Below are 26,625 nucleotides of genomic sequence, written 5' to 3'. Positions count from 1 at the left end.
GTACGTCATCGTTTGGGGGGCGTGAAAACGGTCGATGCCGAACGTTTGCCACGGCACCGGCGGCGGAGCCTAGCGAAGCGACGAAAAAGTTCAACGACCGACCCAAAATCGCCACTCGCGGAAGTGCGGCAAATCGCCACGCCGAACACCACGATCGCTAGACTGTTGGTTACCGCAGTGAGCCGATTTTTCGGGCCATCGCTGGATCACCGTATCCGTCGTTTCGCTGTGGTTCCCCCGCCTCTCTTTCATCACCTTCACTCGCACGAGGGCTTTTCATGTCGACCACGCTTTCCCCCAACGAGCTGGACGTCAAAATCGACCACGCCGAATGCTTCATCAACGGCGAATTCGTTCCCGCCGCCAGTGGCAAGACATTCGCAACGATCAATCCGGCGACCGAAGAAGAGATTTGCCAAGTCGCCGAAGGCGATGCCGAAGACGTCGACCGGGCGGCCAAGGCGGCCCGCGCCGCGTTGGAATCAGGGCCTTGGGCACGGATGGATGCCGCCGATCGTGGACGGTTGATGTACCGGCTGGCCGACCGAATCGAACAAGACATCGATTCCCTGGCCGCATTGGAAACGCTGGACAACGGCAAGCCGATTCGCGAAAGCCGCGGCGGCGATTTGCCGTTGGTGGTCGACGTGCTTCGATACTACGCCGGCTTTGCCGACAAGATCCAAGGCAGCACGATTCCGGTTCGCGGCAACCATTTTTGCTACACACGGCGTGAACCCATCGGGGTGGCGGGCCAGATCATCCCTTGGAACTTCCCCATGCTGATGGTCGCTTGGAAATGGGGTCCCGCGTTGGCCGCCGGATGCACGATCGTCATGAAGCCTGCTGAGCAAACACCGCTAAGCTGTTTGCGGATGGCACAATTGGCCAAGGAAGTCGGCTTTCCCGATGGCGTCATCAACGTCGTTCCTGGTTTCGGGCCGACCGCGGGGGCCGCAGTGGTCAAGCACCCGATGATCGACAAGGTCGCTTTCACGGGCGAACACCGAACCGCGCAAACGATCACTCGTGATTCGGCCGAGACGCTGAAACGATTGACGTTCGAACTGGGCGGCAAAAGCCCCAACGTAATTTTCGCCGATGCCGATCTGGATGCCGCCGCCCAGGGGACCTACACCGGTCTGTACTTGAACCAGGGCCAATGCTGCTGCGCGGGCAGTCGCGTGTTTGTTGAAGAAAGCGTGCACGACGAATTCTTGGACAAACTGAAACGTCTGACCGTCCAGCGGCGCGTCGGCAATCCGTTTGATGGCGACACCGAACAGGGCCCACAAATCGACCAGGCCCAGTTCGACAAAATCATGTCGTACATCGACAAGGGGAAAGAGCAGGGTGCCCAGTGTGTCGCCGGCGGCGAGCGGGTCGGCGACAAAGGCTACTTCATCCAGCCGACGATCTTTGATTCGGTCCAAGACGACATGGCGATCGCCAAAGAAGAAATCTTCGGTCCGGTGCTTAGCATGTTGACCTTCAACGACAAAGAAGACCTGATCCGCCGTGCCAACGACACCTGCTATGGTTTGGCCGCGGCGGTGTGGACACGCGACGTATCGCTGGCCCATGAATTTGCCGCCCGAGTTCGCGCCGGGACGATTTGGGTCAACACTTATGACGCCTTCGACGCTCGCGCCCCGTTCGGCGGATTCAAGATGTCCGGTTACGGACGCGAACTGGGCGAAGAAGGTTTGAAGGCGTATACCGAAAGCAAAACCGTCACGATGGCACTTTGATGGAACCGATCCGCCAGACCGCACAAGAAACCTTCCAATACGCATCGGCGCTGCCTTGGCTGATCATTGCCGCAGCGACGATGCCGCTGGTCTTGGCGGCTTGGTGGACCAAGATTTTTCCCAGCCGCCGCTGGGTCATCGCGTTGGCGGTGATCGCGGTGGTCAGCACGCTGAATGTTTTCTTTCCCGCGTTGCTGTTGGCCGTGCTGGTCCTGGATGGGCTATTGATCCTGTTCGCCAGCATCGACTTTTTTCTGGTCCTGGTCATGACGTCCGGCGGTATCACGGCGTCACGATCTCATTCGCGGACGGGCAGCATCGGTGTGCCCATGGAAAGTCGTCTGGGGGTGGAAAACCGAACCGCGATGACGCTGGTCGGTCACGTCCGCGACGATTTGCCGGATGGATTTCGGTCCGACCCGATGGACCACCCGCTGCGTTTACCGCCGTTGGCGGAATTTTCGGCGACGCGTCAACTGACGGCGTTTCGACGCGGTGCGTTTCACCTTCATCACGTCTATCTGCGACTGGAAAGCCCACTGCGGTTCTGGCGCCGACACGTGGCGATTCCGGTCGAAAGCCGAATCAACGTCTACCCGGACATGAAACAAATGTCGGACTACGCGTTGTTGGCAAGAACCGACCGACTCAGTCTGATCGGTGTTCGGCGGACCCGGCGGATCGGCCAAGACAGTGATTTCGAACGCCTGCGCGACTACACCCGCGACGACAATTATCGTCACATCGATTGGCGCAGCACGGCCCGTCGCCGAAAGCTGACCGTCAAACAGTTTCAAACCGACCAAAGCCAACGCGTGGTCTTCATGTTGGACTGCGGCCGCATGATGACCAATCTGTGCGAAGGGCTTTCGCTGCTGGATCACGCATTGAACGCTTCGTTGATGATGGCCTACGTCGCGTTGCATCAAGGGGATTCGGTCGGCATGCTGTGCTTTTCCGACACGGTCCACGCCTACGTGCCACCACGCGGGGGCGCCAGCCAAATGAATCGGCTGTTGCAAGCCGGATTCGATCAATTCCCTCGCATGGTCGAATCACGTTATGACCAAGCGTTCGTCTATCTGCAAAATCACTGCAAGCGTCGTTCGCTGATTACTTTGGCCACCAACGTGATCGACGAAGTCAACGCGGCGGCGGTCGTGGACTACCTGGGCAATATCAGCGGCAAGCATTTACCGCTGGGCATCTTGCTACGCGACCGCGGTCTGTTCGATGCCGCCGACACGGCGGTCGCCCGAGCGGAATCTGCCGGCCCATCGACTCTGGGCGGGCTGGCGACGGCCGAGCGGAAAACGCTGTACCGTGGCGTGGCGGCCGCCGACATTCTGATTTGGCGACAGCAAGTGTTGCGAGACCTGGAACACCGCGGCGTTCTATGCGTTGACGCGTTTCCCGACGAATTGACCGCGCCACTGGTCAATCAATACTTGGAAATCAAAGCCCAACACTTGCTTTGAACCACTTCGACCTAACACTGACTGGCGAAAGGTGATTCATCGACGCGGTGACAACGCCGTCGCCTCCGGATCCTCGCCGCTCCGAACGCGGTGAACCAGACAGCAATACGAAATTGGTACCGCGCCGCATCCAGGAGGTTCCCGTTTCCCTGCCTGCCTGTGCCCTGGCTTCTTTACCACGCCTTGCCGCCACCGCATTGACGGTCCTGACGGATGCGGCGGTTTGATCGCCTGACGGATGTGGAAGTATCAGCACGATCAATCGGCGAATCTAAAACGGGTTTCGCTGGGTCGGCGCAAGCAACCGATAAAGCACCGACAGCCTTCCCTGCCAACCGTCCGTGCAACGATTCGGAGACCGTGACTGATGTGGCGTTCTTTCTTTTTAGCTCTCGGCATCATGGCGATCATCGTCGGCCTGGAATCCATGGTGATCGAGTCTGCGAATTTCTACGGCGCAGCGGAGACGACGGCGGCTGACTTCGCCAATCCCACCGCCGCCCCCTCGTACAGCATCAAGTCTTGGACCCCGGGGGAAGCGTTCCCATGGGTGCTGCTGTTCGTCGGTGCGATCGTGGTGATCTATGCATTCACGCTGCCCCAGCGGTTCAATCGCGCCGCCTAAGCGATGCCGGCGAATCAGCGGTATCTCGACTTCCCGGCCCCCGTTAGTGGTGTCCCGGGACGGCCGTCTCCGGCCATCTTTTGCCCTTCGTGAAGACCATCGCGGAGCGGCCACAAACGGGGTGTGTCTTGACGCTGACAGGATGTGTGCTTAACCTTCCTTAAGTTTTACTGACGGACGGAGCCGGCAAATTAAGCGTTACTTATACTCCTAGGTCTTCATTGCAACTCCGATCGCTCGAAATTTTCTGTGCCGTTGCCGAGCATCGCAGCTTCAGCCGTGCGGCGTCGGCTTTCGAATTGACCCAAAGCGCGGTCAGCCAGTCGATTCAGCAGTTGGAAGAATCCGTCGGCGCCAAGCTGATCGATCGCGGTACGCGCCCGCTTAGCCTGACCGATGCCGGGGAGCTTTACTTTCGCGGTCTGCGGCGATTCTTGCGGGATTACCAATCGCTGGAGCGTGAGGTCCGGCATCGCGGCCAACGCTTGGCCGGCGAAGTCCGAGTGGGGACGATTTACTCGGTCGGTTTGAGTTACCTGCCGGACGCGACTGCGGAATTCTCACGGTTACACAGCGACGTCCGTGTGCAGTTGGAATTCGGTCACAGCCACAGTGTCGTTGAAATCGTGGAACGTGGTGACGCTGATTTCGGGCTGGTCAGTTTTCCCCGTAACACGAAAACCATCGTCCACGTGGGCTGGCAGAGCGAACCGATGCGTTTGGTCTGTTCCCCCCGTCACCCGTTGGCCAACAGCGATTCGGTCGGCCGAGACCAATTGCAAGGGTTGTCGATGGTCGGCTTTTGCCGGTCGCTGCTGTTGCGGCAGGAGATCGACAAGCTGTTGGCCAAGATGGGCGTGACGGTCAATTTCGACATTGAATTCGACAACGCCGATTCGATGGTTCGTGCGATCGAAGCCAATGGCGGGATCGCGTTTTTGCCACAATCGGTTGTCCGACGTGAAACGGCAACCGGCACGCTGCGTGTGCTGGCGTGCCCTGACTTTCAAATGAACCGACCGCTTGGATTCATTTTCCGGCGCTCGGCCAAGCTGACACCCGCCGCCATCGAATTCGCATCCCTGTTGCTGGGCCGGCCGCTGCCGATTGATCGTCGCGGCCGCCTGGATCCATCGCCACGCGGCGGATCGTCGCCACGACTGAACGGCGGCAATGAATCCGCCGACGAACACACCGCCACCACGTCCGTGGTGGCTTGACCGACCCCGATTGAAATTCTCCCCCCCCATTTCCAAACCATCTTTGCAGTCTGTCATTTGTGCGTGATGCCGTACCCCGGCGTCGGCCCATAACGAACGAGCAAGCTATGAACGCAATTTTGAACCGTCACCATCTGCCGCCTTCCCAAGGCCTTTACGACCCGGCACACGAAAAAGATTCGTGTGGTGTCGGATTCATCGCGCATATCAAGGGCCAGCCCAGCCACCAGATCGTCGTCGACGCCGACACCATGCTTCAAAACATGGACCACCGTGGCGGCTGTGGATGTGAACCGAACACCGGTGACGGGTCGGGCATGATGTGTGGATTGCCCCACGCTTTTCTGCGCAAAGTTGCCAAGGCAGATCTGGGCAAAGAACTGCCCGAGGAAGGTAAGTACGCCGCCGGTTTGATCTATCTGCCGACCGATCCGCAAGAACGTGAGTTCTGCAAAGAAACGATCGAACGCTTGATCAGCGAAACCGGGCAAACGCTGATCGGATGGCGTGACGTGCCTCAGGACACCGACGGCGCGGACGTGGGGCCGACGGCACGTCGCAGCGAACCGGTCATGGAGATGCTGTTCGTCGGTGCGGCCGACGGACTGGACAGCGAAGCGTTTGAACGCAAGCTGTACATCATTCGCAAGCGTGCCAGTCACCTGCTGCGTGGCAGTGAAAAGCTGGACCAAGCGTTGATCTTCTACATTTGTTCGCTCAGCACCAAGGTCATCATCTACAAAGGCATGCTGACGCCGGCACAAGTGCTGCCGTATTTCCCCGATCTGCGTGACGAGGATTTCAAGACGCACTTGGCAATGGTCCACAGCCGGTTTTCGACCAACACGTTCCCCAGTTGGGACCGCGCCCAGCCGTTCCGATTCATGTCGCACAACGGCGAGATCAACACGCTGCGTGGCAACAGCAATTGGATGCGTGCCCGCGAAGGCAACGCCGAAAGCGATTTGTTTGGCGACGACCTATCCAAATTGTTTCCCGTTGTTGAACCCCATTGCAGCGATTCGGGAACGTTCGACAACGTCTTGGAATTCTTGCTGATGGGCGGACGCACGCTGCAGGAAGCCGTCATGATGATGGTGCCCGAAGCGTGGCAAAAGCACGAAACGATGGACGAAGACAAGCGTGCGTTCTATGAGTATTTCAGCAGCCTGATGGAACCATGGGACGGCCCGGCTTCGGTTGCGTTCACCGACGGTAAGTACATCGGCGCGACGCTGGACCGTAATGGTTTGCGGCCCAGCCGCTACTACATCACACATGACGATCGCGTGATCATGGCCAGCGAAGTCGGTGTGGTTCCCGTCGACCCGGCCATCGTCAAAGAGAAGGGGCGTCTGCAGCCGGGCAAGATGTTCTTGGTTGATTTTGAACAAGGCCGCTTGATTCCCGATGAAGAACTCAAAAGCGACTTTGCCCGCAAGATGCCTTATGGACAGTGGCTGCGGGAACAACGCATTCGACTGGCCGACTTGCATCCCGAAGAAGAAGGCCACGGTTTTGACAGCGACACGTTGCTGCCTCGAATGCAAGCGTTCGGTTACACCGCCGAAACGATGAACTTCATGCTGCGTCCGCTGGTCGAACAGCTTCGTGACCCGGTCGGTTCGATGGGCAACGACAGTGCGATCGCGTGCCTGAGCGACAAACCGCGGCTGGTTTACGATTACTTCAAGCAACTGTTTGCCCAGGTCACCAATCCCGCGATCGATTCGATCCGTGAAGAAGTGATCATGTCGCTGGAATGCTACATCGGTCCCGAACAGAACTTGTTGGCGGCCACACCCCAGCACTGTCACCGACTGTTGGTCGACCACCCGATTTTGACCAACGAAGAAATCGCGGCGCTTAAGCACATCAATTACCAAGGCTGGAACAGTCGGGTGATCGACATCACGTACGACCGCAGCGAAGGCAAAGCGGGACTGACCAAAACGTTGGATCGGATTTCCGCCGAAGCCGAAGCCGCGGCCGACGACGGAATTCAGTTGATCGTGTTGACCGATCGCGAAGTCGGCCAAGGCCGAATTCCCGTCAGTGCATTGTTGGCCACCGGCGCCGTCCACCATCACTTGGTCAAAACGGCAAAACGGACGCGTGTTGGGATCGTCGTGGAAACCGGCGAAGCCCGCGAAGTCCACCATCACTGTTTGCTGGTCGGCTACGGCGCCGATGCGATCAACCCATACTTGGCGTTCGAAGCCCTTTGGCAATCGCGACGTGATGGCCTGTTGCCCGAATCGATCGGCGACGACGATGCCGTTGTCGCCGCCTATCGCAAGGGTGTCGCCAAGGGCATGCTGAAAGTCATGGCCAAGATGGGGATCAGCACGCTGCAAAGCTACAAGGGTGCCCAAATCTTTGAAGCCTTGGGCTTGAAAGACGAAGTCATTAACAAGTGCTTCGCCAACACCGCCAGCCGAATCCAAGGGGTCTCGTTCGATGTGATCGCCGAAGAATCCATTCGGCGGCATGAATTGGGTTATCCCAGCGAATCGGTCGATCGTCAGCGTCAATTGCCGAACTTGGGTGAATTCCACTGGCGGGCCGAAGGCGAAAAGCATGCGTGGAGCCCGCAAGCGATCAGCAATCTGCAAATCGCCGCACGCAACAACAACGAAGACGCATACTGGAAGTTCGCCCACACGATCAACGAAGACAGCCGCAACCGCTGCACGCTTCGCGGACTGTTGGACTTCAAGGATGATCCTAGCAAGGCGATTCATCTGGACGAGGTCGAACCGGCCAGCGAAATCGTCAAACGGTTCTGCACCGGTGCGATGTCGCTGGGCAGCATCAGTGCCGAATCGCACGAGTCGTTGGCGATCGCGTTGAACCGGGTCGGCGGCAAGAGCAATACCGGCGAAGGCGGCGAAGATCCTCGGCGATTCCAACCGCTGCCCAACGGCGATTCGAAGCGTTCGGCCATCAAGCAGGTGGCGTCGGGTCGATTTGGTGTGACGATCGAATACTTGACCAACGCGGACGAAATCCAAATCAAGGTGTCCCAGGGTGCCAAGCCCGGTGAAGGCGGCGAATTGCCCGGCCGAAAGGTCGACGATTACATCGCCAGCATCCGGTACAGCACACCCGGCGTCGGTTTGATCAGCCCGCCGCCGCACCACGACATTTATTCGATCGAGGATTTGGCCCAGCTGATCCACGACCTGAAGAATGCCAACCGTGCGGCACGCATCAGTGTCAAACTGGTCAGCGAAGTCGGCGTCGGTGTGATCGCCTCGGGCGTCGCCAAGGCGCACGCCGATCACATTCTGATTTCCGGTGATACCGGCGGAACGGGGGCGTCCCCTCTGACCAGCATCAAGCACGCCGGCTTGCCTTGGGAATTGGGAATCGCCGAAACGCATCAAGTGCTGGTCTTGAACGACTTGCGCAGCCGAGTGGTTCTGCAGACCGACGGCGGATTGAAAACCGGTCGCGACGTGGTCATCGCGGCGTTGCTGGGAGCCGAAGAGTTCGGATTCAGCACCGCACCGCTGATCACCCTGGGCTGCATCATGATGCGGAAGTGTCACTTGAACACCTGCCCGGTGGGCATCGCGACCCAAGACCCGGAACTACGCAAGAAGTTCAGCGGCAAACCGGAACACGTCGTCAATTACCTGTTCATGGTTGCCGAAGAAGCACGTCGCATCATGGCCAAGCTTGGCTTCAAGTCGATCGACGACATGGTCGGCCACACCGAAGTCCTGATGACCGACAAAGCGATCAAGCATTGGAAGTCCGATGGATTGGATCTGACTCCGATCCTGGCTCCGGCCGCCAAACCGCATGACGACGTCGAAGTCCGCTGCGTGATGGCCCAGGACCACGGACTGGAACGATCGCTGGACATTCGAAAGATCTTGCCCGAAGCCCAATCGGCCATCGACACCGGCACGCCGGTCGTCATCCAGTCGCCCGTGGTGAACATCAACCGAACGGTGGGCACCATCCTAAGTAACGAAGTCGCCAAGAAGCACGGCCAAGCCGGGCTGCCCGACGACACGATTCGTATCGAGTTGTCCGGATCGGCGGGTCAAAGCTTGGGAGCATTCCTGGCTCACGGCGTGACGATCGATCTGGAAGGCGACGGAAACGATTACATCGGCAAAGGACTTTCCGGCGGCAAGATCATCGTCTATCCGCCACGTGAAAGCACGTTCGACGCTCACGAAAACATCATCGTCGGCAACGTCTGTCTTTATGGCGCGACCGGCGGCGAAGCCTACTTCCGCGGTCGCGCGGCGGAACGTTTTTGTGTCCGTAACAGTGGTGCCAGAACCGTCGTCGAAGGCGTCGGTGACCATGGTTGCGAATACATGACCGGTGGTCGCGTGGTCTGCCTGGGCGCGACCGGACGCAACTTTGCCGCCGGAATGTCAGGCGGAATCGCCTATGTGTGGGATCGCCAAGGTGATTTCAATCTGAATTGCAACTTGGCAACCGTGGCACTGGAACGAATCGATTCACCGGAGGAAGAAGCCGAAGTCCGGGAAATGATCCAGAACCACGCCGATTACACCGGCAGTGCGACGGCGAAAACAGCCTTGGACAATTGGGACCAGTTCATGACCGAATGCGTCAAAGTCATGCCAACTGATTACAAGCGTGTGTTGCTGGAAATGGCTGAAAAGCAGGCCGCCGCACCGGTCTGATCCGACGCATCAAACACCCGACTGTTCCATCCAACAACCAAACATTCCTTTTTCAATACTGGACCGATCCCATGGGGAAGCCAACCGGATTCAAAGAATTTGATCGCAAAAAAGTGCCGTGGCGTTTGCCGGTCGTTCGGATCAATGATTACGACGAGATCTACACCGAACACAAAATCGATCACTTGCGTGAACAGGGTGCCCGCTGCATGGACTGTGGCGTCCCGTTTTGCCAATCCGCAACGGGATGCCCGATCGATAATTTGATCCCTGAATGGAACGATCTGGTCTACAACAATCGCTGGAAAGAAGCGATCGAACGTCTTCACAAGACGAACAACTTTCCGGAGTTCACCGGTCGTACTTGTCCGGCACCCTGCGAAGGTTCCTGTGTTTTAGGAATCACCAATCCGCCGGTCACGATCAAGAACATCGAAAACGCGATCGTTGACCGGGCGTGGGCGGAAGGTTGGATCGTCCCGACACCGCCGGAATCACGAACCGGTAAAAAAGTGGCGATCGTCGGCAGCGGGCCTGCCGGCTTGGCCGCGGCCGACCAGCTGAACCAGGCCGGTCACGAAGTCACCGTCTTTGAACGCGCCAATCGCATCGGCGGGTTGCTGCAGTACGGCATTCCCAACATGAAGTTGTCCAAGGAAGTCTTGAAGCGACGTTTGGACAAGATGTCGGCCGAAGGCGTGACATTTAAAACCGGCGTGAACGTCGGCAAAGATGTCCAGCCGGAACAGCTTCAAAAGGACTTCGACGCCGTCTTGTTGGCTTGCGGTGCGACACAGCCACGCGATTTGCCGATCGAAGGCCGCGACGCCAAAGGCATCCACTTTGCCATGGAGTTTCTGACCGCGAACACCATGCAAAGCGTTCATGGCGATTCACTGAACGGCTCGTTCATCAGCGCCGAAGGTAAAGATGTCATCGTGATCGGTGGGGGTGATACGGGTACCGACTGTATCGCCACCAGTATCCGACATGGTTGCCGCAGCGTCGTCAATTTTGAACTGCTGCCCAAGCCGCCGGAGGGTCGTGCCGACGACAATCCGTGGCCCGAATGGCCGCGAGTCTTCCGCATCGACTACGGTCATGAAGAAGCCACCGCAAAGTTCGGAAGCGATCCACGAAACTATCAATTGCTGAGCAAGGAATTCATCAAAGACGATGATGGCAAACTGGTCGGCATTCGGTCGGTTCAAGTCGAATGGACCAAGAACGACGACGGCGGTTGGAAGATGACCGAAGTCGAAGGCAGCGAAAAAGAATGGCCTGCGCAATTGATCTTGCTGGCCATGGGATTCTTGGGACCGGAACAGTACCTGCCCAAATCGTTGGGGCTGAAAACCGATGCCCGCAGCAATTTCGAAGCGGTCCACGGTCAGTACACCACCAACATCGAAGGTGTGTTCGCCGCCGGTGACTGTCGACGCGGCCAAAGTTTGGTGGTTTGGGCCATCAACGAAGGCCGCGGAGCGGCACGTGCCATCGACCTTTACTTGATGGGCGAAACCGCTCTGCCGGCGCCAGGTCAAACCATGGGCACTGCATTGTCGGCGGTCTGATCGACCACCGTACGACATTGATTGCGAAATCGGGATGCGGGTCTTTCCCGATGACCCCTCATTCGACGGCCGGTCACGTATCCGACGTGACCGGCCGTTTTCTTTTGCCCACCCAGGCGGATCAGATTCCAAGGCTGTGGAAGGTCGACCGCTTTGGAACCGTGAAACCCGCTGTTCGTGAAACCGCCCCGCGGTGACGCACAACTTTCCCGAACGATCCCCCACAATGACGTTGACACTCGCAATCACGGCTTTTTAGTGTGCGACTGAAAACAGGACGTTCGCGTCGATTGTGGAAAGTTTGCCGATTATTCCTGCAGACTGCTCCGGGCGGCGTCGATACACGACATAGATGATGATCCAGTTTCGATCACCGACTGAGAAAGTGGCACGGATGCGGAACCACACAACCACACGGACCTACCGTCGTCTCGCGATGGCGACATTGATCGCCGCGGCCGGAACGTCAGCCGGTTGTCGCAGTTCGATGCCCCGAATGAACATGTTCGGGTTTGGCAATAGCGAACCGTCGGCAGAAATGCTGGCCGGAAGCGGACCTTCGATGACGTACCCGTCACCGCCCAGCGCTTCGGCATCGCCTGAAGCCATCGCTTCGGTAGCCGGCGGAACCGCCGCGCCGACACCCTCGGCTTCGCCCTATGGCGGGTCAGACACCAAGATTGCCAAACTTCCGGAAACTCGCGGTGCGGTGAATCCGGCTGCATCGCTTGCCAACGGGTTTGACATTTCAACCGGTGTCCCGACATCTCCGTCCAGCTTGGCCAGCCAAACGCCATCGACCACCGGCGGCTCCGGTGCAAGCCCTGGTACCGCCAACGTCCCAGCGACGCCTCAGGGTGGTTACACGACCGGCGGTGCAACGCCACCGTCGTACGCGGCGAATTCATCGTCGGCCCCCAGCGGCTATCGATTCGGCCAACCATCGCCGACGTCCACCGCATCGGCTAGTCCGTCGCCATCGCCGACGTATTCCATTTCATCGACGCCTTCATCACCAGCCGCCCCGTCGTCTGGATTTGCATTACCGGGATCGACCGTCGCGTCATCGACGCCAGCGTCCGCGCCAAGCAGCTACGCTTTGCCCGCCGGCAACACGACCGCCCCATCGGCCACCGCAAGCGTTGCCGCCCAGACACCTGCGACCTCAGGATTCGCCTTGCCGGACGCGGCTTCGGACACAACATCCGCCGCAACGGCCGCGTCCTACAGCACCGCGGCCAATCCATCGGCCACTGTGCCGACCAGCGGAATTTCGACGCCGGGTTCCCCGTCGCCGGTATCCAACGCGGGCGGATACATGCCCGGCAGCACGGGCGGTGCGGGCGCCTACCCAACTGGCGGTTCGAACAGCAGCGGGTCGATCTATCGATAACCGCATCGCGTGGATCGAAAGGCCCTGACCCTCGAAATGGTCAAGCGCGTTGGCCGTCGCAAAGGCGACTACTGGAAACAGTACAGCGACCGGTCGGACCGCACGATCAACTTGCCGTCAGCCAAGGCTGGTGAAGCCAAAACCGGTTCGCCAATTTCGACCTGTGCGATGGTTTCGGCACGGTCATCCCGATCGGCGATGATTGCACCGTTTCCGGCTTGATCAAACACATAGATTCGATCAGCCGCGACGACGGGCGTCGCCCAACCGCCACCGAAATCGGGCAAGCGGTGCTGCCATTTCCTTTCGCCATCGCTCATCGTCCCCGCGATCAGGACGGAGCCTTTCAGGGCATACAGCGTTTGGCCGTTGGACGCGACGGTGGCGTTTCGGGGGCTGAACCGGTTGTTCCGCCAAACTTCTTTCGGTGCGGTACCACTTTGATCGGTCCGCATCACCAACAGGTCATTGCCGGGCAACATCAAGTAAGGTCCCGACAGGCTGGGCGAAGATACCGTGGCACGCCCTTCCTCCAACTTCCAACGCACGTCACCGGTGCGCGGATCGACGGCGACCACATCCTGCCCCGACGGCATGACCACTTCGGTGCTGCCATCGCTGCGGGTAATGGGTAACGGCGATGCCCAGTTGGAATCACGATTTCGTTGCTGTTCCCACAACGTGGTCCCATCCGCCAGGTTAATCCCGGCGGCAAAGGAATCTCCTTTGCATTCGACTTGAACGATCACGGCGTTTTCGGCAATCACAGGTGACGCAGCCATTCCCACGTCGTTACCGGCCTTGGGATGGTCGTGCCCCAAGCCTCGGTACCACAACAAATCGCCTTCGATCGACAGACAAGCCAAGTCATTGCTGCTGAAAAACGCGACCACATGACTCCCATCGCTTACCGGCGTCGGCGCGGCGTTGGCGCTGGTCGGATGACAAAATGGACGACCGGTCGCGCGAAACGACTGTTCCCATCGAACATCGCCCGAATCCAGGTCCACCGCGGTGACGTAAAGGTGGCCACCGTCGGGGCCCGCCGAACTGGTGGTGATGACCAAGTCCCCGACGACGATGGGGCTAGCCACACTTCGTCCTGGCATATTCGTCTTCCATGCCAGATTGCCAGATTCTTCCATTTTCAACGTGGCGGGTCCGACCGCTCCTGACGCGCTGCCGTCGCCGCGAAATCCCGACCAGTCTGCCAAAACCGATGTTGTCGTCATGGCCGATGTTGTTAGCAGAACGCCTTGCAGCAATCGCTTGGATGCACGTGCGGGTGACCACCACTTTCGATGCGCCCTTGGACCGTGGAACTTGTTCAATCGCATCTCAACGGGTCCCTTCGGTGTTCGGTGCCTGGCTTTTCAGCCCTTTGCCGTTACGGTCGGTCAGACGAAACTGGAATTCCCAATCCTGAGCCCATGACTGGGTTTGTTCATTTTGGCAAATCTTCAACAGGATCACGTTTTGCCCCTGCTGCAACTTTGCATCGCCGATGTACTGGTCGATCGCACTGCCACTGTGATAGACCTCGTTGGCCATCACCTGTCGACCATTGATCCAAACCTTGTTGGCCGTCACACAACTGAGACGTGCCTGGATGTCGATCGCCGAGGGTGAATCAAATGTGGTCCACAAATAGGCCACGGCACCTTTCTCTTTGTCCAAGTCTTTTGCAATGTCGACGGTACCGTCGTCGGAATCGGCTTGGATGTCATGCCAGGTAACCGGACCGTTCTTGCCCTCGTGCTTTGCATTCAAATCCACCGACCCGTTGGCGGTGAATTCAGCCTCTGGTCCGTAAACGGTGTCGAATCCAACACCGTCAACATTATCAAACGGCCCCACCAGTGACCAATTCCCAATCATGCAAAACGAATCCGCCAGCGACACGTCCACGCCCATGTCATCTAACCGATTGACGATCGTTTTCAACTGTGTCGGTTGACGCGCAAAGGGCAGGGCATCCAGCAAAAGCTTTTCCGCCTGTTTTTCTTCTTTCCGTTGCTTCGCTTGGTCCGCCAAGTCCAACAACCGTGCGATCGCCATTTCCCGCAGCGGCAAGCTGGGATCATCGACCGACGCGGCGATCAATCGCTCCGCCGCATCCCCGTCCGCGTCCCGGATCAACTCGACCGCCAACGCCCGACCGACGGGGCGATTGTTCAAGTCGCCGACGAAGCCAATCAAATCATCCACGGGCAAACGATCGGCACGCCGCACGACGTCCGCGACGATTCCGCGATACCAGTTCATCGCAATCGGATTGTCGTCGTCCATCGCGTTTAGGATTTCGGGCAAGTGTTCGACGCCGGCGTTTCGTAGCCGCTTCGCCGCCACCACCGCCTCGGCGTGGCCCCCGCCACCGGGCCCGATCGATCCGATCGTCGCGATGTCGGCGTCAATCGGCGATTCAGCCCAAGATTGATCGGGCAACATCGCCGCGACGGCCAGCCCAACCGCCATCAGCAGCCCAAAGATTGAATGAATGTGTCTGGCCACACGAATCCTCGTCTTCTGGTCACGTTCGGTCGTAGTGCCATCGGCAATCCGTAGCACTTCCCACGGTCCGCTACGTCAAAGTGAACCAGTGTAGACGTTGGACGAGTCGGCCCGCTGTTGAGCCGCACAAAATTCACCGGCACAAGTTGAGCCAATAATGCCAGGGTTCAATAATCGTTTGCCGGGTGCATCACCGATCCAACCGTTGCGGTTGTCAGGGCCGCGACGCGAATTCCCGAACCGTCAACGGCTGAGCGTTTCCGATCAATCGGCCGCTTTCACTTCCTTCATCCATGCCAGAACCGCGATTCGGTTGGAATCAAACGCCATGTTTTCCAAGTGTCGACTTTCCGGCCACGCCCATTCATGATGCTCCAGTTCGGACGGTTCCAACGCGACATGATCGATGTCGGCAACCTGGCAGCAGTAAAACAGATCAATCACAGGCGAACGAACGCCGGTGTAGACGTATTGGTTGGGCCGCGTCATCAACAATCGACACGACGTCACGACCAAGCCGGTTTCTTCGCAGACCTCTCTGTCCAAAGCCTGTTCCACCGTTTCATCCCGATCGACAAATCCACCGGGCAAGCCCCATTTTCCACGCCCCGGATTGCGAGCACGCCGAACCAGCAGCAGCCGATTTTGATGATCGGTGATCAGCGCACCGACGGCGGCCACCGGGCCGAAATAACAAGCCATCCCACATTTTTCACACTGAAACGGGATCTTACCGATTTCCGAACTCGGATTTCCGCACCGCGGACAAAATCGGAATGCTTCTTCGACGGGTGGGGCTTCGGAATCATTCACAACGGCGACTCCGATCCGTCATCTTGCGAATCCGTGTCATCTTGTCGGTCAATCGACGATTGCTGCTCCGTATCGTCGACAGGTCGAATGTGGTTTGGATCGGCGACGGTTTCGGGCAGTTCGGGACCAAGAAACTGGGCGGCGCGGATCAAACCAACTTCCTTCTGGCTTTCCAGCAAGCGAACCAATTGCTTGACCGAGCCCACCGTCCCCCATCCCAAGTCTTCCACCACTTCGTCGGCAAGATGACTGTGCAGAACCACTCGTGCGTCCTGCATTACCTGTGCGAAGGCCTTGGCCAGTGGCTCGGCTGGTGACACCACCGGAAACCCGTCATCCGATTCGACGGGGTCCGATCGCGAAGGCAGCTCCAGGACTCCGGAATCAACGAACCGTTGCAGAATCGCCCCCAACCGCTCCGGTGGATCCTTTTGTAACTGCGACCAGATCACCAACAAACCGTCTTCGTTCAAATGGCGTGCCCCCGCAACCGCTGCTCGGGCGACGTTCATCCAGGTCTGCTGATGCGGGTCCCCATCAATGATGACCACAACCGCATTGGCGCGACACTGATCTGGCGAAACGCCTTTCGAAATTTCCGTAGGATCATTGTGATGCTCTGCATCGGAGACGATCTGACAAGTGATCCGATTTGCTTGGCCGTCGATTGTCGGTTCCACCCACATCGCCGCCTGAATCCCAATCGTCATGGAAAGGTTTTGACGAAAGCCGGCGTCGTCGTTCGGTTGCCGGGTGAATCGCTGAAGCGATGCCGAATCGGAAAACACCGGATAGACACCCGCCGGGTCGCTTTGATCGGGACCGACGGATTGACCGGCAATTGCGGATCGACGACATCGTATCGGCAGCACAAAATCAGCGTCGGCAAGTTGCCGATTGACATAAACCGGTTCGGCACCAGCATCGGCGACCAAGTACATCAACGAATCCCGTCGGTCGGATTGATGACGTGTGGCCTTGGCCGCCGCCCCCAAACGCTGAGCCAGATCCATCATCAATTCATCGCTGGCGTCATCGGAAACCACGACATCGATTCCACCGACGTCGTGGTTTGCAAGCCACTGCACCACGGTGCCGACCGTATCAACCAATTCCGGCACCATGGCTTCGACCGTCAGCGTGACGCGGTCGCCAGGAATCATCGCTTGCGAAATCGCTGGGAAATCGATCGGTTCGCTCAGGGCCGCTTGGACACGCTGGGCCAAATCGCCGGCGGCACGTTCCTGGGATTCGCCGGCCGATGCCGGGTGCAGACGCCACGCCAGGCGATCTGCCAAGGCGTCCGCGATCGCTTCACCGGAAAAAGTTGCGTCGTGATGGGCGGCAGTCATACGTTTTTTAGGATTCAGGATCAAACTTTAGAATTCAGGATCAAAAGGCGGCCGAGAAGACTTGTCGGCAATACGGATCCGCCAGCACGGATCGCGCACCGGAATCGATCGACACCTTCGGCAACGCCAGGCGTTAAAACCCACGATCGCTCTCAGGCGTGTCCGTTGCGCCGATTCAACATCTCATTCCATCGATGGACGTGCAATGCGTGCATGCCCGAACGCCGACGGTCAACAATCATACGGATCATTGTAGGTGTCGCCGCACCCCTGAGTTCGCGAGTGCGATTGGCCTTGCCTCCCCCCGGCACATCGATCACACATCAGGCAGACGATCTGGATCGCGGAAGCAGCGAAGAAGAATCCCATCAAGCCATCATGATTTCCCCAAGCCGACGCCATACGACCGCCGCCGTCTTCCGCCGGCGTCCGTCCCACCAACTGTTTGGCACGCTGGCCGCCCTGTTGGTCGCGGCGGCTGGTGTGGGATGTTCGCAGTCCACTACCCCCAAAACGCCGGATGGTCCCGCGGCGGACGATGCATCGGCGTTACCGAGCACGGCCCCGGCAACGCTGTTGCGGATGACCTTTTTGCGTTATCGCAACAGTGATTATTACAGTGATCGCGGCTTTGCCGAACTGACCTACCAAGGCGGACAGGGAACCGAACGACGCACCGCACCACTGGCCACGTGGTACGACCGTGGCCGACTGTACGTTTCGGCTTACGAGACCCGTCTTTGGCGTGACAATCGCCAATCGATCGCCTGGTTCGTCGGCGATGCGGCCAAGCTTTGGCAACAGCAGGTGTTGATCCAAGACGTCCGCCAACGACGTCCGGACTTGGAACATCTTTTATCCGACCCGGCGCTGGTGACCGCAATTTCGGCGGGACGAGCGGGGCCGCCACCACAGCTGGAATGGATGTTCGCCGAAAACCCGATGCAAAAACTGTTCGATGACGATGCACAATTTGTCTATGGCGACATCGCCACGATCGACCAAGTCCCATGTCGTTCGGTCAACGTCACCAGCGGCAACGAGCGTTTCACGTTTTGGATCGACACGACACAGACGTTGATCCGCCGCGTCGATCTTCCGTCGCTGTTGATTCCGGCCGACCAAACGACAAGCGATCAACCGATTGAACCATCGCAACCGCCGGCCAACGTGGCCGCAGTGGTCCAGTTGAGCATCCACCTGCGCGATGCGACGCGATCCCAACGCACCGGCCCACCTCCGATGGAATCCTTTCCTTCGGCCCCGGTCACGGTGGCCGGCTTGGTGCCACCGCCGACCGTATCGCCAGGGTGGCTGGGGCAACGGGTTTCAGGCGACCGCATCCAACTTAGCCGGCGTCCCGCCACCAATCGCGGCGACCAAGATCAAATCGTGCATCAGCCCTGGGCCTGCCTTTTGTCGCTGTCCGATTCCCCCTTGGCTGGCTATCAGTTGGATCTTCTTCGGCAATGGGTTTCGCGAATGCCCGCGGATCTGCGTCGCAAAGTACTGATCGGTGCCGTGTTACCGGCGGGGGATTCGTCGGACGATCGCATCGTGGGCGACGAATCCATGCTGGATCTGGTGTATCAGCAAGCCCCATCCCAGGATCCCACCTGGCTATTGCCCGGCAGCCTGACGGTCTTGGATCATCAGGGACGTATCCAATGGCACGAACCCAACTTTGTCGCAGCCACACTGCCGCAAACCGGTGCGGTCTTGGCCGACTTGGTCAACGGGGTGAATGTCCCCCAGCGAATCCGCCAACAGCACCGCCGGGCGGACGAAGACTTTCGGCGACGCTTGGAAAAGCAGCATTCCGCTGCCGCTGAACTGATCTTGCCTTCACATGCCCCCTGAACGCACAATCCCCCTGTAAACATTCCGCCACCATGGATCACCGGTGGCGGATCGTTCGGTCCGGACTTTGCCCCCAGCGGCCAAGGACGCCAAAGCGACGGACCACGTTAGCCAAGGACGGTAATCCCGATGACACCGGGCGAAGTTGAAACCATTGCCAATCCGTTTGCCGGACCGCTGCGAAATCAGCGTCGCGGTATTCGTTCGGCTTTTGTTTCCGCTTTCAAATTGGTCGCATTGGCCTGCGTCGCCTTCGCAGGAGTGCTGGCCGTCCAGCATTACAGTCGCGTTTGGCTCGTCCACCGGTACACCCAGGACCTGAATCAACTACCAACGGACCAGCGGATCGCCAGATTGCTGGAACTGTCGACCCTGGGCGGTCCCGACCGAAACGATGCCGCGATGCCCACGATCGTCGCCGCGTTGACCGACCCGGAACCACCATTCGCCCAAGCCGCATGGCGGATTCTTCAACAAGCCCAAGACGACTGGGCTCTGCTGTCGCCATCGCGATCGGACCAAAAGCATCGCCAACTGATTCGGCTGATTGGTCAACAAGCCGACCGGGTTCCCGCCGATCGCACGGCTTGGGCCGCCGGCCTTGTCCAGACTTCACTGGATGCGTTGCGGCGCAGTGGCAAGGATGACGACCTGCAAATCAACCGTCTGGCTCTGAACACCCTTCAGCGGCTCAACGAATCCGGTGCGTCGGCCACGGTCACGGGCGACGGTGACACCACCGTCGAAGGCAAAATCACGCCAACTGCCGCCGCACCGACACCGCTGCGGATCGTCGGCATGTCCGCCCCACTGCCGATCGGAAACGACTGGGCCGGTAACGTCGACGATGCCGCCCCCAACTCCGTTGCCGCCAACACCGACGAAGCCGCCAATCAACCCGCACAGGCATCGGCCCGTCCGATCCAAGCACAAGACGACACCAATCTTCAAGCCGTCGCGCCGGAAACCGTCCACTTGAAACCCGTCGGCGACACCCCGCAGATTGTGGCGGTTGCCAAGGCCACGCCGCCTACGTCGGCCGTCCAGACCACGTCGCATTTGGTTCAATCGCCCTTGGAAGCGATGGACATTCGGACGGTCGTCCAGTTCTTGGCCGATCCGGCCCCAGAAACTCACGACTTGGCCGAAGCCGAACTGAGACGGCGACAGTGGTCGGATTCAAAAATTGAACTTGCCGACCGTTTGGTCAGCGGATCCGTCTCTGCCCGCTTGGAGTTGATCGATTGGCTGGGTTCGCAGTCGAAATTTGACCCCAGGGCTTGGCTGTTGCTGCTGTTGGACGACACCGATGCGCGAATTCGCCACCGCGTCGTCAGCGTGTTGAAGACGGTCAACGACCCAGATGTTCAAGACCGTCTGCGAAAGCACGCGGCAAGCGAAAGCGCCCCCGAAATCCGCTCGCTAATTCTTCAGTAGCGGACGCCCCGCTGTTTCGTAGCGGGCCAGTCGCGCGTCTCACTCCGACAGCCCACGTCTGGCATTCAGTCGAGTCCACATGGCCAGCGACGTCGCGGCCAACACTGCGGCGCTGAACCCAAAGTAGGCATACACCGTGGTCAGATTCCCCGGATTTAGCCACTCGCCTTCGCCAAACCGCATCAGATTGCCGTCCAAGGGCAGGGCAAACAATGCCGAAAACGGGCTAGCGATTCCCAGGACATGCACCGGAGTATCAGTGGCCGTCACCGTGCGGACCAATTCCGAAAATGTCACCAACGCGGGCGGCCCGACATACAAGGTCAGCAACACGACATAGGTCGCGATCAGCGAGACGGAAGTGCGCCGGCAAAACAACGAACAGGTCAGCGCAACAAACGCATTGACCAGCGATGCCATCACGACGATCGCAAACATCCCCAAGACGGACATCCAATTCGTGTAGAAGACGTCGTTCATCAAGGTGCCCAGCAACAAGGGCCACAACAGAAACGATGTCAGCACAAAAGAAATCCGGAATCCTACGATGAATTTGCCGGACAGGATTTGCCACGGCGTCAACGTCGTCGTCAACAACAAATCCAAGGTCTGGCGTTCGCGTTCACTGGTCATGCTGCCGGCCAGGAATACCGGGCCGACCAACAAATTGAATACGATCACGTACACGACAAACCAGGGCGAACGATCGTATTGAAAGAACAGAAACAAGCCCATCAATGGGATCGCCAGCAACATGCTGATCTGGATGACCAGACGCAGCATCAACGTCCCCTGACTAAAAATCTCGCTGTGCAATTCTTTGTCGTAAACCGGATTGGTCCCGTCGGCCATCAATTCCTGTTTCTTTGGCGGTGCGAACAAACAATCGGGAAACTGATCCGGCTGGATGACCAGCCCGACGGCCTCCTCCGCCTCTCTTTCCAAATCAATCACCTCCTTGCCTTCGCTTCCAAAGTCGGGCGGATACAGCATTCGCGCAGCCGCGTTGGCACACATCAAACCGATCGCGGCGATCGCAAAGGCGGGGATGACCAACAGCGACACCTTCAAACGAAACTCGCCGCTGGCCAGCATCCAGAACGTGATGGCGGCCAACACCAACGGCAAAATCGCTAGGTAACTGACAACAATTGAACTGCTGGTGCGGGTGAAATAGCTGCTGCAAAACACACCGATCGCGCCATACAGCACGACAGAAATCAACAGGCCCACGTAAGCGGCGATGACTTCGTACAGACTGACGCCACCCAGCGGCAGACACAGTGCGATGATGGGCAACGATGCAATGACCAATAGCCCTAGATGCAGTAGCGAAGCCACCATCTTTCCAAAAACAATCGCCCCCGGACGCATGGGGCTGGCCAACAGCATCTCGTAAGTCTGCCGTTCTTTTTCGCCCGACACAGCACCGGCCGAAAAGCTGGGCGCGATCAAGGATGCGATGACATACTGCCCCAGAAAGAACAGATTGACCAACCGGCTGGCGGATTCCGGATTGCTGGTCAAGTCCAATCGCCGATCGGCCGGCCAAGCGGCCAACACCACCAACGACAACATCAACTGATATCCAGCCAGCAGCAGAAACGACTTGTTGGTCCGCAAATTGACCAACAACTCTCGTTGCAAAACGGGATTGTTACGCAGATACATTCGCCCGGGACCGCCGAAGCACTACTTCGCTCTCGGGAAGAACACCGGGTACATCACGTCGACCTTGGGAGCTTCGGACGACAACGGCTCCAACGTCTCCAGCAACTTCACCGTGTGCTCGGCATGCAGGTGAGCGTTCAACGAGTCCAGCGATTTCCAGCGTTCAAACAAGACGAACAAGTTCTTGTCGGAAGGGTCACGCAACAACAGATAAGCCACGTTGCCTTCTTCTTTTCGTGTGATCGGTGTTGCCTCACGCATCGCCGCCACCACCTTTTTCGCGGCGCCGGGGTTCGCCTTCAGCGTTACGGCCGCCACAAAGGGCTTGTCGGCAGGACGGTCGGCCAACTGACTTTTGATTTCTGCCGCCAACGGATGCAGTGGCTTGACCGCCGCGACGGAATCACCGTCTTGTTGATCGCCGAACGCCGCATTTGAAAAAACACCAGCGCTGACAAACACCGAAACCGCCAACATGCCGGCGGTTGATACCAAACGGCGGACGATCGATCGGTCCGCTTTGCCACAGATACGGTCCGCTTTGCCATAGATACACGGGAAGGTCATGATTCAGTTCTTCGCAAAAACGTCAGACGTGATTTCAACAGTGGTGTTTCGACGCCGTCACGGACCGGCGTCGAAACGTCTGACGATTGTAGGCGATCTGAATCACTCGGTGACCGGTTCGATGGACGCCCGCATGCTGCCCTTACAGCGGGCAATCATCTCGTCTTTTCCAAACGAATGGATCTGGTCACGCTTCAGTTCGGCGTGCTCCATGGTCGTGGTCAGACAGATCGCACGGCCCGATCCATCGACTTCCTTGGCGATTTGAAACCCGCGTTCGATCGGAAAGGCAAACAGCTGCTTCATCATCATGATGACGTAGTCGTAGCTGTGATCGGGATCATCCCAAAGGATGACGTTGTATCGAGGCTGCTTTTTCCGTCGTTTGTTCTGTCGGGTACGAACGACCGGTTCGGCGACCATGGTCTGCGGATCGGACATTCTTGTTAACGCTCCTTGAATTTGCGACCGTCAGACATCCCGGGGCTTTCCGGTCGGCCACCATCGCGTGATCCTCGGTCGTGCCACCAAGCCGTTAACGCATTGGTTCGCCTCACCCAGGTGATCACGCGGTCGATTCCCACATCCGACCCGGATACAGGCATCACAGGTGTCATTTTCGGTCTGATCGACATGGCTATATTGTAGCGCGACTGTGAAACAAAAAGTACACATTTTGCCGATGAATCGGGTTCAGTTTTTTGCACCCGCGCGGCAAACCTTTCCGACTCTTCCTGGCCCCGGACGTCGACGTGACCGATTCAAATTGCCCTGCGACCGAAGATGCCCCAGACCAAAAACAGCGCCACGAAACCGAGCTGATCCAGTGGCTGCGGATCCCCAGCATCAGCAGCTATCCCGACCACAAGGACGACACCGCTCGCGCCGGACAATGGCTGTTGGACAAGTTCCAGCGGGCGGGGCTGAAGACACAGTGGTTGCCCACCGACGGTCATCCGATCGTATTGGCGGAAACGCCGCCGGTCCCCGGCGCCCCGGTCGCCCTTGTCTATGGACACTATGACGTCCAGCCGGCGGAACCCCTGGACTTGTGGACCACCCCACCGTTCGAACCCACCGTCCGCGACGGCAATCTGTACGCCCGCGGTTCGACCGATGACAAAGGCCAGCTGCTGACCCATGTTCACAGTGTGTGCGACTGGATCACCTCAGGTGAATCATTGCCGTTGCAGGTCAAATTCCTGGTCGAAGGCGAAGAAGAAGTCGGCAGCCAGAACCTGGAAGCCCGCCTGAGCGACCTGGCCGACCAATTGGCCTGTGACTGCGTGGTGATCAGCGACAGCGGCCAGTACGCCGACGGCCAGCCGGCGATCACGTACGGGCTGCGTGGCATCGCAACTTACGAAATCGAGGTCCAGGGTCCTGCCATGGACTTGCACAGCGGGTCTTTCGGCGGTGCGGTCGCCAACCCCGCGGTCGCGATTTGCCACCTGATTTCGTCAATGTTTGATGAAACTGGCAAGATTTGCATCTCGGGGTTCTACGACGATGTACGACCGATCGATGCCGACGAACGAGAGCGCTGGAAGCAGTTACCGCAGGATGAATCGGAGTTCGCCAAATCAATCGGTGTTGACCAATTGTTCGGCGAACCGGGGTACACCGCCGACGAACGCCGCTGGGCTCGTCCGACCTTGGAAGTCAACGGATTGACGTCCGGCCATCAGGGTGAAGGCGTCAAAACGATCATCCCCGCCGTCGCCAAAGCGAAGATCAGTTGCCGCTTGGTTCCCGATCAAGATCCTGGAAAGATCACCGCCGCGATCCAAGCCCACATCGATGCGAACACGATTCCCGGCACCCGTGTCACCTTGAAAGCCGACCACGGGGCCCCGGCCATGTTGGCCAACACCGACAGCCCGTATATGGCCGCCGCGGCCGAAGCAATTCGCACCGGTTTTGGCGTGTCACCTGTTTTGATCCGCGAAGGCGGGTCGATCCCCATCGTGGCGGAATTTCAAAATGTCCTTCGCTGTGACTGCCTCCTGTTGGGCTGGGGACTTTCGGACGATAACGCTCATAGTCCCGACGAAAAATTTCGTTTGGCAGATTTCCATCGCGGAATCGCAGCTTCTCGCGAACTGTGGAAACAACTTGGCCAATGCCGCGTCGGCTGATCGATTGGATCGCACCGGCCGACCAGCCATCGACGCGTCGTGACGGGAATCTGTCCGACGGCGAAACCACTGAATTCACGACCCATCCAACGGTCTTTCCCACGCCCCAATCGGCACTACCCTTCATCCATCATGCTTGACCGTAAATTCATTCTTCAAAACGCGGAACTTGTCGCCGATAACGCCCGCCGTCGCGGCGTCCAGTGTGACGTTGCCCGTATCGTTCACCTGGAACAACAGCGGCTGGAAAAACTGCAACTGGCCCAAGAACTGAATCGCCAGGCGAACGAAACCAGCAAGGGGATCGGCAAAGCCAAGGGCAATGACGAACGCCAAGCGATGATCGCGCGTGGGCGTCAACTGCGCGAAGAAAAAGACACCGCACAAAACCAACACGATGAACTGGAACAGGAAATCATCGCGTTGCAGACCGTATTACCCAACCTGACGCATCCCGATGTTCCCGACGGTGGCGAAGACGACGCCAAAGAACTGGGCTTCGGCAAGACGCCCAAACCACAGTTCGAATTCCAGCCGCTGGACCACCTTGAACTGGGCGAAAAACACGACCTGTTTGATTTCGAGGGCGGTGCTCGTGTCGCAGGATCCGGATTCTATTTCCTGCGCAATGCCGCTGTCCGCTTGGATCTGGCACTACAACAATTCGCCATTCAGTTTTTAAGCGACAAAGGCTTCACGCCCGTTTCCACTCCCGACCTGGCTTTGACCAGCGTTCTGCAAGGCACGGGTTTCAATCCGCGGGGACCGGAAACACAGATCTACAGCATCGAGAACACCGAACTGAATTTGGTCGCCACCGCCGAAATCACTCTCGGTGGCATGATGTCGGGACAAACGCTGGATGACACCGATCTTCCGATCCGCCTGTGCGGACTGAGCCATTGTTTCCGCACCGAAGCGGGCGCGGCGGGGCGGGCCAGCAAAGGCCTGTATCGCGTTCACCAATTCACCAAAGTCGAAATGTTCGCGTTCACATTGCCCGAACAAAGCGATCAAATCCACGAAGAAATGCGGGGCCTGGAATGTGAGATCTTCGACGCATTGGAAGTCCCCTATCGGGTCATCGACACCGCCAGCGGTGACCTGGGTGGCCCCGCGTATCGGAAATACGACTTGGAAGCGTGGATGCCCGGACGCGGCGAATCGGGCCAGTGGGGCGAAGTCACCAGCACCAGTAATTGCACCGACTATCAGGCGCGGCGGTTGAACGTCCGATACAAAACGGCCGGTGAAAAGGGCACCCACTTCGCCCACACACTCAACGGCACCGCGATCGCAACGGGCCGAGCGATGATCGCGATTCTGGAAAACCATCAACTTGCCGACGGCAGCATCAATGTGCCCGAAGTCCTCCGTCCGTGGGTCGGCTGTGATGTGATCCAAGCCAACGCTTGATCCGCAAAATTTTGGCCGCCGTGGGCGTCTGACGACCGAACCGCCGCGGCGGTTTTCGGTCGGCCCTGGTTCAAGGTCGATGCCCCCGTGGATTCGGCGAGCGGGCGTCACCCATGCGATGCCGTCGGGTGCGGCGTAACAAC

18 protein-coding genes are annotated in these 26,625 nt (G+C 58.6%); 11 read left to right on the top strand and 7 right to left on the bottom strand.

Annotation, left to right across the window (positions count from 1 at the left end):
- Positions 1-278: 278 nt before the first annotated feature.
- The 7 genes from HFP54_RS01190 to HFP54_RS01160 all read left to right on the top strand — a co-directional run bounded on the left by HFP54_RS01190 (position 279) and on the right by HFP54_RS01160 (position 12,717).
- Positions 279-1,751, top strand: coding sequence for an aldehyde dehydrogenase family protein (locus HFP54_RS01190; RefSeq protein WP_168563767.1), 1,473 nt, complete (start codon positions 279-281; stop codon positions 1,749-1,751).
- The gene (locus HFP54_RS01185; protein WP_168563766.1) at positions 1,751-3,229 is read left to right on the top strand and encodes a DUF58 domain-containing protein; all 1,479 of its coding nucleotides are present in this window, start codon (positions 1,751-1,753) and stop codon (positions 3,227-3,229) included. Before HFP54_RS01190 ends, HFP54_RS01185 begins: the two co-directional genes overlap by 1 nt.
- A 367-nt stretch (positions 3,230-3,596) precedes the next feature.
- Entirely contained in the window at positions 3,597-3,854 is a 258-nt protein-coding gene (locus HFP54_RS01180; RefSeq protein ID WP_145301764.1) for a hypothetical protein, read from the top strand.
- A gap of 221 nt (positions 3,855-4,075) precedes the next feature.
- Positions 4,076-5,074: a LysR family transcriptional regulator gene (locus HFP54_RS01175; protein WP_197136156.1), complete on the top strand. Its 999-nt coding sequence runs from the start codon at positions 4,076-4,078 to the stop codon at positions 5,072-5,074.
- A gap of 107 nt (positions 5,075-5,181) precedes the next feature.
- Positions 5,182-9,750, top strand: a complete 4,569-nt coding sequence (gene gltB, locus HFP54_RS01170; protein ID WP_168563765.1) for a glutamate synthase large subunit — start codon at positions 5,182-5,184, stop codon at positions 9,748-9,750.
- A gap of 71 nt (positions 9,751-9,821) precedes the next feature.
- Positions 9,822-11,324 carry a glutamate synthase subunit beta gene (gene gltD, locus HFP54_RS01165; protein ID WP_146411766.1) on the top strand — a complete coding sequence of 501 codons (1,503 nt, stop codon included), beginning with the start codon at positions 9,822-9,824 and terminating at the stop codon, positions 11,322-11,324.
- Between the two features lie 496 nt (positions 11,325-11,820).
- Positions 11,821-12,717, top strand: a complete 897-nt coding sequence (locus tag HFP54_RS01160) for a hypothetical protein (protein ID WP_168563764.1) — start codon at positions 11,821-11,823, stop codon at positions 12,715-12,717.
- Positions 12,718-12,785: 68 nt separating this feature from the next.
- On the opposite strand, the gene HFP54_RS01155 is transcribed toward HFP54_RS01160, so the two are convergent.
- From HFP54_RS01155 to HFP54_RS01140, 4 genes are all read right to left on the bottom strand, one after another.
- Positions 12,786-14,054 (bottom strand): BamB-related PQQ repeat family beta-propellar protein, encoded by a 1,269-nt coding sequence (locus HFP54_RS01155; protein WP_168563763.1) that lies wholly within the window; start codon positions 14,052-14,054, stop codon positions 12,786-12,788.
- A gap of 1 nt (position 14,055) precedes the next feature.
- Entirely contained in the window at positions 14,056-15,228 is a 1,173-nt protein-coding gene (locus HFP54_RS01150; protein WP_168563762.1) for a hypothetical protein, read from the bottom strand.
- Between the two features lie 264 nt (positions 15,229-15,492).
- Entirely contained in the window at positions 15,493-15,930 is a 438-nt protein-coding gene (locus HFP54_RS01145) for an NUDIX hydrolase (RefSeq protein ID WP_146411758.1), read from the bottom strand.
- A gap of 107 nt (positions 15,931-16,037) precedes the next feature.
- Positions 16,038-17,393, bottom strand: coding sequence for a hypothetical protein (locus HFP54_RS01140; protein ID WP_168563761.1), 1,356 nt, complete (start codon positions 17,391-17,393; stop codon positions 16,038-16,040).
- 378 nt (positions 17,394-17,771) lie between these two features.
- Here HFP54_RS01140 and HFP54_RS01135 point away from each other — a divergent pair, with 378 nt between their 5' ends.
- Together HFP54_RS01135 and HFP54_RS01130 are read left to right on the top strand one after the other, a co-directional pair.
- Positions 17,772-19,253 carry a hypothetical protein gene (locus HFP54_RS01135; RefSeq protein WP_168563760.1) on the top strand — a complete coding sequence of 494 codons (1,482 nt, stop codon included), beginning with the start codon at positions 17,772-17,774 and terminating at the stop codon, positions 19,251-19,253.
- A 129-nt stretch (positions 19,254-19,382) separates the two neighbouring features.
- Entirely contained in the window at positions 19,383-20,690 is a 1,308-nt protein-coding gene (locus HFP54_RS01130) for a HEAT repeat domain-containing protein (RefSeq protein WP_168563759.1), read from the top strand.
- Between the two features lie 39 nt (positions 20,691-20,729).
- On the opposite strand, the gene HFP54_RS01125 is transcribed toward HFP54_RS01130, so the two are convergent.
- From HFP54_RS01125 to HFP54_RS01115, 3 genes are all read right to left on the bottom strand, one after another.
- On the bottom strand, positions 20,730-22,361 hold the full coding sequence (locus tag HFP54_RS01125) for an ABC transporter permease (RefSeq protein WP_168563758.1): 1,632 nt from the start codon (positions 22,359-22,361) through the stop codon (positions 20,730-20,732).
- Between the two features lie 21 nt (positions 22,362-22,382).
- The gene (locus HFP54_RS01120) at positions 22,383-22,928 is read right to left on the bottom strand and encodes a putative quinol monooxygenase (protein WP_168563757.1); all 546 of its coding nucleotides are present in this window, start codon (positions 22,926-22,928) and stop codon (positions 22,383-22,385) included.
- Between the two features lie 102 nt (positions 22,929-23,030).
- Entirely contained in the window at positions 23,031-23,369 is a 339-nt protein-coding gene (locus tag HFP54_RS01115) for an ATP-dependent Clp protease adaptor ClpS (RefSeq protein WP_146411745.1), read from the bottom strand.
- A gap of 311 nt (positions 23,370-23,680) precedes the next feature.
- Here HFP54_RS01115 and HFP54_RS01110 point away from each other — a divergent pair, with 311 nt between their 5' ends.
- Positions 23,681-25,066 (top strand): dipeptidase, encoded by a 1,386-nt coding sequence (locus HFP54_RS01110; RefSeq protein ID WP_315853823.1) that lies wholly within the window; start codon positions 23,681-23,683, stop codon positions 25,064-25,066.
- A 132-nt stretch (positions 25,067-25,198) separates the two neighbouring features.
- Complete coding sequence (serS, locus tag HFP54_RS01105) at positions 25,199-26,482, top strand: serine--tRNA ligase (protein ID WP_168563756.1); 1,284 nt, start codon at positions 25,199-25,201, stop codon at positions 26,480-26,482.
- Positions 26,483-26,625 lie beyond the last annotated feature (143 nt).

The organism is Crateriforma spongiae, assembly GCF_012290005.1.
Taxonomy (GTDB): Bacteria; Planctomycetota; Planctomycetia; order Pirellulales; family Pirellulaceae; genus Crateriforma; species Crateriforma spongiae.
Note: the sequence above shows the minus strand (reverse complement) of the source record. Positions and strands in the feature narration are given on the sequence as shown.

What these genes read in the sequence shown, in the direction of transcription:
- HFP54_RS01190 (WP_168563767.1), top strand. Translation starts at nt 279, where the DNA reads ATGTCGACCACGCTTTCCCCCAACGAGCTGGACGTCAAAATCGACCAC.
- HFP54_RS01185 (WP_168563766.1), top strand. Translation starts at nt 1,751, where the DNA reads ATGGAACCGATCCGCCAGACCGCACAAGAAACCTTCCAATACGCATCG.
- HFP54_RS01180 (WP_145301764.1), top strand. Translation starts at nt 3,597, where the DNA reads ATGTGGCGTTCTTTCTTTTTAGCTCTCGGCATCATGGCGATCATCGTC.
- gltB (WP_168563765.1), top strand. Translation starts at nt 5,182, where the DNA reads ATGAACGCAATTTTGAACCGTCACCATCTGCCGCCTTCCCAAGGCCTT.
- gltD (WP_146411766.1), top strand. Translation starts at nt 9,822, where the DNA reads ATGGGGAAGCCAACCGGATTCAAAGAATTTGATCGCAAAAAAGTGCCG.
- HFP54_RS01160 (WP_168563764.1), top strand. Translation starts at nt 11,821, where the DNA reads ATGAACATGTTCGGGTTTGGCAATAGCGAACCGTCGGCAGAAATGCTG.
- HFP54_RS01155 (WP_168563763.1), bottom strand. Translation starts at nt 14,054, where the DNA reads ATGCGATTGAACAAGTTCCACGGTCCAAGGGCGCATCGAAAGTGGTGG.
- HFP54_RS01145 (WP_146411758.1), bottom strand. Translation starts at nt 15,930, where the DNA reads ATGGCTTGTTATTTCGGCCCGGTGGCCGCCGTCGGTGCGCTGATCACC.
- HFP54_RS01140 (WP_168563761.1), bottom strand. Translation starts at nt 17,393, where the DNA reads ATGACTGCCGCCCATCACGACGCAACTTTTTCCGGTGAAGCGATCGCG.
- HFP54_RS01135 (WP_168563760.1), top strand. Translation starts at nt 17,772, where the DNA reads ATGATTTCCCCAAGCCGACGCCATACGACCGCCGCCGTCTTCCGCCGG.
- HFP54_RS01130 (WP_168563759.1), top strand. Translation starts at nt 19,383, where the DNA reads ATGACACCGGGCGAAGTTGAAACCATTGCCAATCCGTTTGCCGGACCG.
- HFP54_RS01125 (WP_168563758.1), bottom strand. Translation starts at nt 22,361, where the DNA reads ATGTATCTGCGTAACAATCCCGTTTTGCAACGAGAGTTGTTGGTCAAT.
- HFP54_RS01120 (WP_168563757.1), bottom strand. Translation starts at nt 22,928, where the DNA reads ATGACCTTCCCGTGTATCTATGGCAAAGCGGACCGTATCTGTGGCAAA.
- HFP54_RS01115 (WP_146411745.1), bottom strand. Translation starts at nt 23,369, where the DNA reads ATGTCCGATCCGCAGACCATGGTCGCCGAACCGGTCGTTCGTACCCGA.
- serS (WP_168563756.1), top strand. Translation starts at nt 25,199, where the DNA reads ATGCTTGACCGTAAATTCATTCTTCAAAACGCGGAACTTGTCGCCGAT.